Genomic DNA, 14,210 nt, shown 5'->3' with positions numbered 1-14,210 from the left:
CTGAATTCCAAGTCCGGCAGGCTGCCGGGACCGAAGCGCTGGCTGCTCACGCCTGGGTCGCGCAAGACGGGTCCGATCACAGCCTCCGTGAGAGCCCGGAATCCATTCCCCGCCTAGCCCCGGCCCTGATGGATTCCGGGCTCAGTTTTGCAGACGCCCTCGGCTGCGCAATGGCGCACCGGAATGATGGGCGGAGCAGGTCGACGGCGCGGCTCCCGCGCCAAGCTCCCGACGACGGCAAATTGCAGCAATTTTTTCGAAAGATGCCCGGTTCGCTTTAGCCGCTTTTGAAGCACCTGATTATTGTGATCTGTCCGGCAACGGCATCGCTCTGCAGAGCTGTGCGTTGGTTCGCGCACTGACAGATCAGGGGCCGGTCATTATGAATCAGGCACAGCAGCACAAGCCGCTTCCCGAAGACAATAATTCCGTCACCAGGAATGAGGCCGACGGCGCACGGGGATTGCAGCGCGATCTGCAGGAACGGCTGCAGCCGGAGCACGACGAGCCAGTCAGCGATAGCGCTCCCCATCCCGAAGCGCCCGCCGGATCAGGCCGGATGGTTCGCCGCCTGCTCAAGGTCGGCATTGGCCTTGCCATCGTGGCCGTCTTCGGATGGCTGCCGCTCAGGGCTGTGTTGCAGACCTCGAGCGTGGAGGCCGTGGTCAACGCCAGGATCGTGACCTTGCGCTCGCCGATCGACGGCACCGTGAGCGCGAAGCCGCAGAAATCCACGCAGCTCAGCGTGGTTCACGAGGGCGATGCGATCCTTCACGTCGTCAACGCACGCGGCGATCGCGCCCGGCTCGATGATCTCCGGCGGCAGATGTCGCGGTTGGAAAATGAGCGCCCGAGTCTGGCGGCCAAGCTTGCGGCCGCCGAGACGGCGCAACAGGACCTTGCCCGCCAGGCCGGCCAGTTCCGTGACGGCCGCATCCTCCAGCTCGAGGCCCGGATCGCCGAAATCCAGACTGCGATCGAGGCCGCCGCCGCACGGCGGGAGGAGGCCGTGGCCGCCGTCGAGCGGGCGTCGTCGCTGATCAAGTCGGGCAGCGTGTCGACGGTCGAAATGGCCCGCCTGACGCGCGAGCAGGCGATCTCGCAGCAGACCGAAATCGGCGCTCGACGGCGTCTCGACGCCGCCAAGGTCGAGCTCACCGCCGCAAGGAATGGCACTTATCTCGGCGACAGCTACAATGACCGGCCGAGCTCCGTGCAGCGCGAAGAGGAGATGCGCCAGCGCGTCAGCGACCTGCGCGCCGATCTGGCGCATGCCGATGCCGAGATCGACTGGCTGACCCACGAGATCGCCGCCGAGCAGCTGCACTACGTCAACCGGGCGGAAGCCGACATCAAGGCGCCGGTCGGGGGGCGCATCTGGGAGATGATGACGTCGCCCGGCGAGGACGTCAGGGCCGGGCAGCCCTTGCTCAAGCTGCTCGATTGCAGCGGCGCAGTGGTCACGGCGAACGTCACCGAGAGCGTCTACAACGGTCTGAAACTGGGCGAGCAGGCGAGCTTCGAGCCGAATGACGGCAGCGCCGCGCTGCAGGGCGAGATCGTCAATCTCACCGGCGCGTCGGGCGCGCCCGCGAACCTTGCGATCAATCCGGATGCGCTGAACAAGGAACCCTATCGGGTCACGGTCTCGATGCCGGCGCTCGATACCACGGGCAAGGATTGCGCGGTCGGCCGCACCGGGCGCGTGGTGTTCAACGCGGACGTGGCAAAGTCATGATGGCGGCATTTGCGCCCGGGCTGGTCGCCTTCGGCGCCTGCCTTGCCATCCTGCCCCTGCTCCGCCGCGAGCAGACCCTGGCCCGCGTCATGATGACCGGCATGTCGTTCGTCCTGCTGGTCCACTATTTCGCGTGGCGGGTGACCCACACCTTGCCGCCTCCGGGCCTCACCGCCGACGCGCTGGTCGGCTATCCCTTCATGCTGGCCGAGGCGGCCTCGATGATCGCGGTGTGCCTGTCGCTGCTGTTTCTCAGCCGCACGATCGACCGGTCGCCTGAGGTCAATGCGATCCTGCGCCGATCGAGGTTGCCCGCAAACGCGCCGCTCGTCGACGTCTTCATCTGCACCTACAACGAGGAGAAGGCGATCCTGGAGCGCACCATCATCGGCGCGACCGGGCTGAACTATCCGAACTACCGCGTCTGGGTGCTCGACGATGGGCGGCGGCTCTGGCTGCGCCGGCTCGCCCAGGAGCTCGGCTGCAACTATCTGGCCCGTCCGGACAACCGCCACGCCAAGGCCGGCAACATCAATCATGCGCTCCAGCACGTTTCCGGGCTGGCCGAGCGGCCGGAGTTCATCTCGATCCTCGACGCGGATTTCGTCCCGATGCCGGACTTCCTGACCCGGGCGATGAGCCTGATGCAGGACGGCAGCGTCGGCGTCGTGCAGACGCCGCAGCACTTCATCAACCCGGATCCGATCCAGACCAATCTCGCGGCGACCGATGTGTGGCCCGACGAGCAGCGCTTCTTCTTCGATATTTTGATGCCGGCCAAGGATGCCTGGGACACGGCGTTCTGCTGCGGCACCTCATCGCTGATCCGCTTCTCCGGCCTGATGCAGATCGGCGGCTTCCCGACCGATTCGGTGACGGAGGATTACCTCGTCACACTGCGGCTGAAGGAGAAGGGACTGCGCACGGTCTATCTGAACGAGCGCCTGACCATCGGACTCGCGCCGGAGGGACTGAAGGAATACATCACGCAGCGCGGACGCTGGTGTCTCGGCTTCATGCAGATCTTCCGCGGCCGCAGCGGGCCGTTCTCGCGGCAATCGAAGCTCGCCTTCATGGACCGGCTGTCGCTGGTCGACGCCTTCATGAGCTGGGCGGCGGTCTACGGCACCAAGGTGTTCGGCCTGGTCGTGCCGTGGCTTTATCTGCTGTTCGGGATCAAGGCGGTCCATGCCGACCTGTTCGAGCTGCTAAAATATTTCCTGCCGTTCTATGTCTGGCACGCCTTCACGATGGCGTGGATTTCGCGCGGCCGCTCGCTCGCGATCATGACCGACGTGTCGCAATACATCGCGGCGCCCGCGGTGCTGAAGGCGGTCGTGACCGGCCTCGCCAGGCCGCAGGGCCACAAATTCAAGGTGACGGCCAAGGGCGGCGACCGCAACCGCCGCTTCATCGAGTGGCCGCTGCTGCGGCTCTACGGTGCCGCCCTGCTGATCACGCTGTTTGCGATCGCCTACGCCTTCATCCTGCATCTGCGCGGCGAAAACATCGCCTATGGCGGGCTGGCGCTGGCCTGGAGCCTGTACAATTGCGTCGTGCTCGCGATCGTGTGCTTCATCTGCATCGAGCAGCCGCGGCGCCGCAAGGCCGAGCGGTTCGAACGCGACGAGCCGATCCTGATCCATCAGGACAGCGAGATGCGGCTGATCCGGATGGCCGACATCTCGATCTCCGGTGCGCGCTTCATCGATCCTGTCCCGCCCGCCATCGGTTCGCTGATCAAATGCAATGTCTACGGACAGAACGTCGCCGCGACCGTGGTCCGCCGCACCCGCGACGGCTTCGGCGTCCGCTTCGAGGACGCGGTGGCGACGCGGGTCAATGTCGTGCGCGCATTCTATGCCGGCGAATATGTCCGCGCTTTCCAAGGCGTGCGCGCGGCGCCGGTCGGCAAGGCGTTGCTGATGCGGCTGTTCGGCTGATCCGCCACGGGATTGGGGCTTCGCTCCTTCGGTGGAAACAGCTTTCGATCCCGTCATCCCCGCGCAAAGGCTTCGCCTTTGTCGCTGGAGGAGCGCGGAACGCGCGTCTCGAAGGATCGACGGCCCGGCCGCTTCCGCATACTCCCACTCTCTTGGGGAAGGAACGTGGCCGTCGATCCTTCGAGACGGCCGCTGCGCGGCCTCCTCAGGATGACGGGACAGGCGTGTACGCTTCTTACGATTCGATCTACGCCGCCGGCTTTGCTGCCTGGTCCTCGCTCGCCAGCAGATGCAGCAGCGCGCTCTTGATCGCGGCCTGCCGGGTCGGCGCCGTGATCTGGGCGCCGAGCAGGTCGGTGACATAGAACACGTCGCGGGCACGTTCGCCGAAGGTCGCGACATGGGCGGAGGCGATGTTGAGGTTGAGCTTCGAGATCGCGGTGGTGAGCTGGTAGAGCAGGCCCGGCCGGTCGAGGCCGGAGACCTCGATCACGGTGTAGCGGTCGGACCACTGGTTGTTGATGGTCACCTCGGGCTCGACGATGAACGGCCGCGCCTTGCTGCGGACGGTGCGCTTGGCGACCGCCTCGGGCAGCCGCAGCTTGCCTTCCAGCACGTGCTCGATCATCTCGCCGATCCGTGTCGCGCGGCGGCCCTCGTCCTCGTCGCGGTCGTATTCGCGCGAGATCGAGATGGTGTCGAGCGCGCGGCCGTCGGTCGTGGTGTAGATCTGGGCGTCGACGATGTTGGCGCCGGCCGACGCGCAGGCACCCGCGATGATCGACAGCAGCCAGGGATGGTCGGTCGCCAGGATCGTCAGTTCGGTGACGGCGCGGACCTCGTCGAAGCCGACATTGATCGCAAGCTTGTGGCCGGCCTGCTCGCTGGCGCGGATGAAGCGGGCCTGGCGGATCTTGCGCGCCAGCTCGACCTTGAGCCAGTAGGCCGGATAGTGCCGGCCGATATAGGCGTTGAGCTCCGCCTCCGGCCATTCGGTGAAGGCGCGGCGGAATTCGGCTTGCGCCACCGCGATGCGCTGGGCGCGGTTGACCTCGGAGAAGCCGCCGGTCAGCACCGGCTCGGTCTCGTAATACAGCGTGCGCAACAGCTGCGCCTTCCAGCCGTTCCAAACGCCCGGGCCGACGCCGCGGATGTCGGCCGTGGTTAGGATCGTGAGCAGCTTCATCTGCTCGACCGACTGGACCACGGCGGCGAAATTCTCGATGGTCTTGCGGTCCGACAGGTCGCGCGATTGCGCCACCGTCGACATCGTCAAATGCTCCTCGATCAGCCACGCCACCAGCTCGGTGTCGGCCGCCGAGAAGCCGAGCCGCGGGCACAGCCGCCGCGCCACCTTGGCGCCGGCGATCGAATGATCCTCAGGTCGGCCCTTGGCGATGTCGTGCAGCAGCGTCGCGATATAGATCACCGGGCGGTGCTCGGGGCGGATCTTGCGAAACAGGTCGCTGGCGACCGCGAACTCCTCGTTGCCGCCGCGCTCGATGTCCTGCAGGAAGCCGATGCAGCGGAGCAGATGCTCGTCCACCGTGTAGTGGTGGTACATGTTGAACTGCATCATCGACACGATCTTGCCGAAGGCGCGGATGAAGTGGCCGAGCACGCCGGTCTCGTTCATCCGCCGCAGCACGATCTCCGCATTGTCGGAGGTCAGGATCTCCATGAACAGGCGGTTGGCTTCGTCGTTCTCGCGCAGCTGGGTGTTGATCAGCTTGAGCGAGCGCGTCACCGTGCGCATCGCATCGGGATGGAAGGCAAGGTTGTTCTGCTGCGCGAGGCGGAAGATCCGGATCAGATTGACCGGATCGTGCTTGAACACGTCGGGCGCGGCGAGGTTGATGCGGTTGTTGTCGACGATGAAGTCGTCGCTGCCGTTAACCCGCCGCCGCTTGGTGCCGGGCCGCAGCCGCGCCACCATCCGGCTCAGCACAGGCGCCGGCTTGTTGTGCTCTTCCTCGAGCTTGGCGCACAGGATCGCGGTGAGGTCGCCGACGTCTTTCGCGATCAGGAAGTAGTGCTTCATGAAGCGCTCGACGTCCTGCATGCCGGGATGCGAGGTGTAGCCGAGGCGGACCGCGATTTCGCGCTGCATGTCGAATGACAGCCGTTCCTCGGCGCGTCCGGCGAAGAAGTGCAGATTGCAGCGCACCGACCACAGGAAGTCGGCGCAGCGGCGGAAGGTGCGGTATTCCTGCGCGTCGAACACGCCGCGTTCCAGCAGCTCGTCGGTCTCGCGCACGCGGTAGACGTATTTGGCGATCCAGAACAGCGTGTGCAGGTCGCGCAGGCCGCCCTTGCCGTCCTTGACGTTGGGCTCGACCAGATAGCGCGACTGGCCGGCGCGGCGATGCCGCTCCTCGCGCTCGGCAAGCTTGGCGGTGACGAATTCCGACGCGGTGCCCTGCACCACGTCCTTGTCGAAGCGCTCGACCAGCTCGTCATAAAGCGGCTGGTCGCCGGTCAGGAACCTGGTCTCCAGGATCGCGGTGCGGATCGTCATGTCGCCGCGCGCCTGACGGATCGATTCATCGACCGAGCGCGTGGCGTGGCCGACCTTCAGCCCCATGTCCCAGAGGCAATAGAGAATCGCCTCGGCAACCTGTTCGCCCCAGGCGGTCTGCTTGTAGGGCAGGATGAACAACAGATCGATGTCGGACTCCGGCGCCATCAGCCCGCGGCCATAGCCGCCGGTCGCCACCACGGCCATGCGTTCGGCGCCCGAGGGGATCGGCGAGTGATAGAGGTGGCGGGTCGCCGCCGCGTAGAGGATGCGGATGATCTCGTCCTGCACGAAGCAGAGCCGTTCGGCGCAGCGCCGGCCGTGACGGTCCTTGAGCAGCAGCGCCTGCGCCGTGGCGCGCGCCGCGATCAGCTCGGCCTTGAGCAGCTGCGCCATCGCGGCGCGGAACTGGTCCTCGCGGCCGGCATGCCGTTCGGCAAGTGCATTCACCGCCGCGGTGATCCGCTCGGTCTCGAAACGATCATCCGCTTCAGGGCGGGCCTCGGCTACGACGCTGTCCATAGGTTCATCCGATATCGGACGGAGCCGTTGCTGTCACTGACCAAAGTATAACGACAGCAGCTCCATGCTTTCATGGCGGCGCTTCGAGCAAGATCGTTCTCGCGCCATCCCGTAAAGGGTAGAGATTTTCTCGTTGACCGCAAGGCTAACTCATTGAAATAAAAGATTGTTTCTTAAAACTGATCGAGGGGGTCGACGAATGCAAAAATTTTCCCGGCGCACGTTCGCTGCGCTGCTCGCGGTCTCGACCTTGCTGCCCGGCGCGGCGCGCGCCGCCGACGCGCTGAAGGAGATCCGGATCGACTGGGCGACCTACAATCCGGTGTCGATGGTCCTGAAGCAGAAGGGCCTCCTGGAAAAGGAATTCGCCAAGGACGGCATCAGCATCGTCTGGGTGCAGTCGGCCGGCTCCAACAAGGCGCTCGAATTCCTCAACGCCGGTTCGATCGATCTCGGCTCGACCGCGGGTTCGGCGGCGCTGGTCGCGAAGATCAACGGCAACCCGATCAAGTCGATCTATGTCTATTCGCGTCCCGAATGGACCGCACTGGTCACGACCAAGGATTCCAGGATCGCGTCCGTCGCCGACCTCAAGGGCAAGCGCGTCGCGGTGACGCGTGGCACCGATCCGCACATCTTCCTGGTTCGTGCGCTGCTCGGCGCCGGTCTCACCGAAAAGGACATCACGCCGGTGCTGTTGCAGCACGCCGACGGCAAGACCGCGTTGATCCGCGGCGACGTCGACGCCTGGGCCGGTCTCGATCCGATGATGGCGCAGGCGGAGGTCGAGGACGGTGCAAAGCTGTTCTACCGCAAGGCGGAAGCCAACACCTGGGGCATCCTCAATGTGCGCGAGGAGTTCCTGAAGGCGCATCCGGATATCGTCCGCCGCGTGCTCGCGACGTACGAGGAAGCGCGGAAATATTCGCTGGCCAACTATGACGAGCTGAAGAAGACCTTCATCGCCGTCACCAAGCTGCCGGATGCCGTGGTCGACAAGCAGCTCAAGGAACGCACCGAGCTGACCCACAGCCGGATCGGCAGTGCCCAGCGCGAATCGATCCTCGCCGCCGGCCTCGCCTTGCAGCAGGCGGGCGTGATCGACGCCAAGACCGACGTCAAGGCCGCGCTGGATTCCTTGATCGACGATCAGGTCCCGCTGCCCACCAACTAACCGCTGTCGTCAAGCCAACCTCCGTCGTCAAACTAACCTTCGTCGTCCCGGGCAAGCGAAGCGCGACCCGGGACCCATAACCACAGGGCTCTATTGCTGGACAAGGCTGTGGCCCCAGCTCGCTTGATTACCATGCCCTGTGGTTGTGGGTCCCAGCCTTCGCCGGGACGACGTGGATGGAGTTGGCCCCACCTTGCGATCCCGCCGGAAGAATAGTTCTTGCTATGGCCATGACCGTTGACCTGCCCGCGCTGGAACAGACGGCCCCGCCCGGTGCACCTGCGCGGTGGTCGCGCTATGCGCGGCCGGTGCTCGGGCTTGTGCTGCCGGTCGCGCTGGCGCTGGGCTGGGAACTCGTTGTTTCTCTCGGCTACTCCAACGGCCGCCTGGTGCCGCCGCCGTCAAAGGTGTTCGAGACCATCATTGAGCTCGCCAAGAGCGGCGAGCTGTCGCGCCATATCCTCGCGACGCTGTGGCGGGTCGGCGCGGGCTTTGCGCTTGGCGTCGTCGCCGGCACCATCATGGGCGCGATCTCCGGCTACTGGGATTTCGCCAAGCGGTTGCTCGATCCGACGGTGCAGGCGTTGCGCGCGATCCCCTCGCTCGCCTGGGTGCCGCTGTTCGTGCTCTGGCTCGGCATCTTCGAGACCTCGAAGGTCGCGCTGATCGCGGTCGGCGTGTTCTTTCCGATCTATCTCGGCGTGATGGGCGCAATCCTGTCGGTCGATCGCAAGATCGTCGAGGTCGGCCGCGTGTTCCGCCTGTCCGGACCGGCGATGATCCGCCGCATCCTGTTGCCCGCCGTGCTGCCGGCCTATGTGGTTGCGCTGCGGGTCGGGCTCGGTTTGGGGTGGATGTTCGTGGTCGCGGCCGAACTGATCGGCGCCTCCGAAGGCCTCGGCTACCTTCTGCTCGACGGCCAGCAGCTCGGCAAGCCGGCGCAGATCCTCGCCGCGATCGTGATCTTCGCGATCCTCGGCAAGCTCACCGACTGGCTGATCGAGGTCGCCGCCGCACCGCTGCTGCGCTGGCAGGACGCGTTCGGCGCGCGGGGAGGGCAGTGATGCTGGCTCTCAAGGACGTCGGCAAGACCTATCCGAACGGTGTCCACGCGCTGGAGCGGTTCTCGGCCGAGATTGCGTCCGGCGAGATCATCGCGATCATCGGCGGCTCGGGTTGCGGCAAGTCGACGCTGCTGCGCGCCATCGCCGGCCTCGACCGCGCCAGCACAGGCAGCGTGACGCTCGACAATGCGGTGATATCATCGCCGCACGCCAAGATCGGGATCATCTTCCAGGAGCCACGGCTGCTGCCCTGGCTCAGCGTCGCCGACAATATCGGCTTCGGCCTCGGCGGCCTTCCGGCCGAGGCGAGGCGCGCGCGCGTCGTGGCGGCGCTCGCCCGCGTCGGCCTTGCCGACAAGGCCGCGGCCTGGCCGCGCGAATTGTCCGGCGGCCAGGCGCAGCGGGTCGCGATAGCCCGCGCGCTGGTGCCGCAGCCCGAAGTGCTGCTGCTCGACGAGCCGTTCTCGGCGCTCGATGCCTTCACGCGGCGCGATCTGCAGGATCATCTGCTCGATCTGTGGGCCGACACGCGGCCGACCCTGATCCTGGTCACCCACGACGTGGACGAGGCCGTGGTGCTCGCCGACCGCGTGCTGGTGATGCGGCCGCGGCCGGGCCGGCTGTTCGAGGAGATTACCATCAACCTGGCGCGGCCGCGCGACCGCAAATCGGAGCTGTTCGACACCTTCAAGCGCCGCGTGCTGACCGCGCTCGACCGCTCGCTCGACCGTTCGGTGCGGGACGTCACCGACAAATCCAGCGCCGGCGAGGCGATGTGGTGGTGACATCCGCTCGTTAAGGCCTTACATCGGCTAGAGCATGATCCGGAAAAGTGTGAAGCGGTTTTCCGAAAAGATCATGCTAAAACAAGAATCTAAAGCGCGATGACGATTTCAGCCTGAGTCTCATCGCGCTTTAAGAAGAATAGCCGGGAGCAGACCCATGGACTCCGCCGAACTCCGCGCAATGCAGGCTCCGATCAAGGAGCGCTACAAGACCGACCCCCAGGCCGCCGTGATCACGCTGAAGGCCAAGGGATCGATCGACAATGAGAGCATCGCCTGCAAGGTCGAGACTGGCCGTGCGCTCGCGATCGCCGGCCTCCACCCCGCTACCGGCGGCTCCGGGCTCGAGCTTTGCTCCGGCGACATGCTGCTGGAAGCGCTGGTCGCCTGCGCCGGCGTCACGCTGAAATCGGTCGCCACCGCGATCGACGTGCCGCTGAAGCCCGGCAATGTCTTCGCCGAGGGCGATCTCGATTTCCGCGGCACGCTCGGCGTCGACAAGGAGACCCCGGTCGGCTTCCGCGAGATCCGCCTCCGCTTCGAGATCGGCACCGACGCGCCGCAGGACAAGCTCGATCTCTTGCTGAAACTCACCGAGCGCTATTGCGTGGTCTATCAGACCATCAAGAACGGCCCGAAGGTTTCGGTGACGATGCAGCGGGTGTAGCCGCTTTCAACGGTGTCGTCCCGGCCTAGTGCGCGATTGCGCATGGAGCCGGGACCCATACGCCGTGTCTTCTCGATTCAAGCCCCGCTGCCCGACGGCTTTCGCTCCTCACGAACAGCCGTGGTTATGGATCCCGGCCTTCGCCGGGATGACGCAGAATGTCCCCCGAACTCCACTTCGTCCTGATCCTCGTGTTGCGCATGGCGGTTGCGGCCGCATTCGTGGTCAGCGCGTCCATCATCACGGAGCGTTCGGGACCGGTGATCGGCGCGCTGATCGCAACCCTGCCGATCTCGGCCGGGCCGTCCTACACCTTCCTCGCGCTCGACCATGACGCCGCCTTCATCGCCGAGGGGGCGCTGGCGAGCCTGCCGGTCAACGCCGCCACGATCTATATGGGCCTGACCTACGCCGTGCTGGCGCAGCGCTTCAGCATGTGGATCAGCGCGGGCAGCGCGATCGCGGTGTGGCTGGTGCTCGCCACCATCATCCGCCAGTTCGAGTGGTCGCTCGCCGCCGGGCTGATCGTCAACGCCATCACCTTTGCGATCTGCATCCCGCTGCTCCGGCCCTATCGGCACGTCGCGAAAATGCCGCTGATCGCGCGGCGCTGGTACGACATTCCGCTGCGCGCCGCGCTGGTCGCAAGCCTGGTCGGCACCGTGGTCACGGCGTCAGGCTGGGTCGGCCCGCGCGTCACCGGCGTGATGGCGCTGTTTCCGATCGTATTCTCCTCGATGATGCTGATTCTGCATCCGCGCATCGGCGGCCCCGCCACCGCCGCCGTGCTCGCCAACAGCGCCTGGGGCCTGATGGGCTTTGGTCTCGGGGTTGCGGTGCTGCACGTCGCGGTGCTGCACTTCGGCTCGCCAATCGGCCTCTGCTGCGCGCTCGCCACCTGCATCGTCTGGAATCTGGTTCTGTGGCAGATCGGGCGGAGGAAAGTAAAACGTTGACGCCGTCATTCCGGGGCGATGCGAAGCATCGAACCCGGAATCTCGAGATTCCGGGTCTGGTCCTTCGGACCATCCCGGAATGACGACAGGAGCTACCCCTTCGGCAGCTTCGCCCTTAGCGCATACAGCGCATCCAGCGCCTCGCGCGGCGACATCTCGTCGGGGTGCAGCGCCTTCACCGCCTCGACCAGCAGATCGGCTTCGCTCGGCGGTTTGTCCTCGCTGGCGGCGCGGGAGGGGACGGCGAACAGCGGCAGATCGTCGACCAAGGCGCGCGCGGTCTGGCCGCGGTCCTGCGCTTCCAGTTTTGCCAGCACCGATTTGGCGCGTGTGATCACGGCCGGCGGCAGGCCGGCGAGTTTTGCGACCTGGATGCCGTAGGAGCGGTCGGCGGAGCCGGGTAGCACCTCGTGCAGGAACACGACGTCGCCCTGCCACTCCTTGACCCGCACCGTGGCGTTGAACATCCGCGGCAGTTTCGCCGAGAGGGCGGTCAGTTCGTGGTAATGCGTCGCGAACAGCGTGCGGCAGCGGTTGCTCTCATGCAGATGCTCGATCGCGGCCCAGGCGATCGACAACCCGTCGAACGTCGCCGTGCCGCGGCCGATCTCGTCGAGGATCACCAGCGACCGCTCGCTCGCCTGGTTCAGGATCACCGCGGTCTCGACCATCTCGACCATGAAGGTCGAGCGTCCGCGCGCCAGGTCGTCGGCGGCGCCGACGCGCGAGAACAGCCGGTCGACGATGCCGAGCCGCGCGCGCGACGCCGGCACGTAAGAGCCGATCTGTGCCAAGAGCGCGATCAGCGCATTCTGGCGCAGGAAGGTCGACTTGCCGGCCATGTTCGGACCGGTGATCAGCCAGAGCTGACCGGATTTCTGGCCCGGCGCCGGCGACAGGTCGCAGGCATTGGCGATAAACGGCTGGCCGTCGCGCTTCAGTGCCTGCTCGACCACCGGATGCCGTCCGCCCTCGATCGCAAAGCCGAGCGAGCCGTCGACATCGGGCCGCACGTAATTGTCGTCGATCGCAAGTTTGGCCAATGACGTCGCGACGTCGAGCATCGCAAAGGCATGCGCGGCGTTGCGCAGATCATCGCTCGCCGCGAGCGCCATCGCGCTCAGGCGTTCGAAGATCTCGAGCTCGAGATTGAGCGCGCGCTCGCCGGCATTGGCGATCTTGGCCTCGGTCTCGCCGAGCTCTGCGGTGGTGAAGCGGACCTGCCCCGCCAGCGTCTGGCGATGGATGAAGGTTGCATTCAGTGGCGGCGCGAACAGCTTGTCGCCGTGCTGCGCGGTGACCTCGACGAAATAGCCGAGCACGTTGTTGTGCCGGATCTTCAGCGTCTTGATGCCGGTATCCTCGGCATAACGCGCCTGCATCGCGGCGACGACGAGGCGCGAGGCGTCGCGCAAATTGCGGCTTTCGTCGAGCGCGGCCTCATAACCCTCGCGGACGAAACCGCCATCGCGCTTGATCAGCGGAAGCTGCTCGTCGAGTGCGCGGGAGAATTCCTGCGCCAGATCGCGCGAGGGACGCTGTAGCGCCGCCATCACGGTCGAAACCTCGGCCGGCGGATTGGAAAGCTGCGCCAGCAGCTCCAGCGCCTGGTCGGCGGCGAGGATGCCGTCGCGCAGGCTGGCGAGGTCGCGCGGGCCGCCGCGGCCGACCGAGAGCCGCGCCAGCGCGCGCGACATGTCGGGCGCCGCGCGCAGCACGGTCCTGATGTCCTCGCGCGCCGCGGAATCCGCGACGAAGGCCGAGACGGCGTCGAGCCGCCGCGCGATCACGGCGACATCGGTCAGCGGCGCGGCAAGACGCTGCGCCAGGAGGCGCGAGCCGGCCGCGGTGACGGTGCAGTCGATCGCATCGAGCAGCGAGCCGCGGCGTTCGCCGGCCAGCGTGCGCGTCAGTTCGAGGTTGGCGCGGGTCGCCGGATCGATCGCCATCGTGGTGCCGGCAGCCTCGCGCGCCGGCGGCGACAGCGGCGGACGCTTGCCGACCTGGGTGCGGTCGATATAGGTGACGGCCGCGGCTGCGGCGGTCGCCTCCAGCCGTGACATCGCCGACAGGCCGTCCATGGTCGCGACCGCGAAATAGTCGCACAGCCGCCGCTCGGCGGTGGCGCTGTCGAACACGTCGCGCGTCAGCGGTGTCACCGACGGCAGTTCGCGCAAGGTCGGCGCGAGCTCGCTGTCGCTGTAGAGCGCATCGGTGACGATGGCCTCGTTCGGATTGATGCGCGCCAGCGTCGCCGCGAGCTCCGCGGTCGCACACTCCGTCACCATGAATTCGGAGGTCGAAATGTCGATCCAGGCAAGGCCAAGACGATCCGCACCGGCCGAGCCGCGGGCGCGCGCGATCGCGATCAAGTAATTGTTGGTGCGGGCGTCGAGCAGGGTGTCTTCGGTCAGCGTGCCCGGCGTCACCAGCCGCACCACGCCGCGGCGGACCACGCTCTTGTTGCCGCGGGCTTTGGCCTCCGCGGGATTTTCCGTCTGCTCGCACACCGCGACACGATGGCCGGCGCCGATCAGGCGATGCAGGTAATCCTCGGAGCGTTCGACCGGAACGCCGCACATCGGGATGTCCATGCCCTGATGCTTGCCGCGCTTGGTCAGCACGATGCCGAGCGTCCGGGAGGCGATCTCCGCATCCTCGAAGAACAGTTCGTAGAAGTCGCCCATCCGGTAGAACAGCAGCAGGCCGGGATGGGCGGCCTTGATTTCCAGATACTGTTCCATCATCGGCGTGACGCGCGACGGCGCCTCGGCGGCAGGAGCGGGCTCGGGCGGAACGGGGATGGGCTGCTGGACTGTCATGAGGGGGCGGAAACTACAAAA

9 protein-coding genes are annotated in these 14,210 nt (G+C 66.2%); 7 read left to right on the top strand and 2 right to left on the bottom strand.

The window, feature by feature from the left end; genetic code table 11:
- Window positions 1–382: 382 nt before the first annotated feature.
- Window positions 383–1,738, top strand: coding sequence for an HlyD family efflux transporter periplasmic adaptor subunit (locus ACVW1B_RS33795; RefSeq protein WP_253605982.1), 1,356 nt, complete (start codon window positions 383–385; stop codon window positions 1,736–1,738).
- Window positions 1,735–3,681 (top strand): glycosyltransferase, encoded by a 1,947-nt coding sequence (locus ACVW1B_RS33790; protein ID WP_253588291.1) that lies wholly within the window; start codon window positions 1,735–1,737, stop codon window positions 3,679–3,681. The genes ACVW1B_RS33795 and ACVW1B_RS33790 overlap by 4 nt, the downstream gene beginning before the upstream one ends.
- A gap of 247 nt (window positions 3,682–3,928) precedes the next feature.
- Here ACVW1B_RS33790 and ACVW1B_RS33785 read toward each other — a convergent pair whose 3' ends face one another.
- On the bottom strand, window positions 3,929–6,721 hold the full coding sequence (locus tag ACVW1B_RS33785; protein ID WP_253605983.1) for a [protein-PII] uridylyltransferase: 2,793 nt from the start codon (window positions 6,719–6,721) through the stop codon (window positions 3,929–3,931).
- A 199-nt stretch (window positions 6,722–6,920) separates the two neighbouring features.
- Between ACVW1B_RS33785 and ACVW1B_RS33780 the strand changes: the two genes are divergently transcribed.
- From ACVW1B_RS33780 to ACVW1B_RS33760, 5 genes are all read left to right on the top strand, one after another.
- Window positions 6,921–7,895, top strand: coding sequence for an aliphatic sulfonate ABC transporter substrate-binding protein (locus ACVW1B_RS33780; RefSeq protein WP_253605984.1), 975 nt, complete (start codon window positions 6,921–6,923; stop codon window positions 7,893–7,895).
- Between the two features lie 230 nt (window positions 7,896–8,125).
- On the top strand, window positions 8,126–8,959 hold the full coding sequence (locus ACVW1B_RS33775; RefSeq protein ID WP_253609849.1) for an ABC transporter permease: 834 nt from the start codon (window positions 8,126–8,128) through the stop codon (window positions 8,957–8,959).
- The gene (locus ACVW1B_RS33770) at window positions 8,959–9,744 is read left to right on the top strand and encodes an ABC transporter ATP-binding protein (protein ID WP_253605985.1); all 786 of its coding nucleotides are present in this window, start codon (window positions 8,959–8,961) and stop codon (window positions 9,742–9,744) included. Before ACVW1B_RS33775 ends, ACVW1B_RS33770 begins: the two co-directional genes overlap by 1 nt.
- A 157-nt stretch (window positions 9,745–9,901) precedes the next feature.
- Window positions 9,902–10,411 (top strand): OsmC family protein, encoded by a 510-nt coding sequence (locus ACVW1B_RS33765; RefSeq protein ID WP_076824652.1) that lies wholly within the window; start codon window positions 9,902–9,904, stop codon window positions 10,409–10,411.
- 158 nt (window positions 10,412–10,569) lie between these two features.
- Window positions 10,570–11,367: a hypothetical protein gene (locus tag ACVW1B_RS33760; RefSeq protein ID WP_253605986.1), complete on the top strand. Its 798-nt coding sequence runs from the start codon at window positions 10,570–10,572 to the stop codon at window positions 11,365–11,367.
- Between the two features lie 92 nt (window positions 11,368–11,459).
- Here ACVW1B_RS33760 and mutS read toward each other — a convergent pair whose 3' ends face one another.
- Entirely contained in the window at window positions 11,460–14,189 is a 2,730-nt protein-coding gene (gene mutS, locus ACVW1B_RS33755; RefSeq protein ID WP_253605987.1) for a DNA mismatch repair protein MutS, read from the bottom strand.
- Window positions 14,190–14,210: the final 21 nt, after the last annotated feature.

This window comes from Bradyrhizobium sp. USDA 4502 (assembly GCF_054063355.1).
The sequence above is the reverse complement of the archived record's forward strand: the minus strand, read 5'-3'. Positions and strand labels throughout refer to the sequence as shown.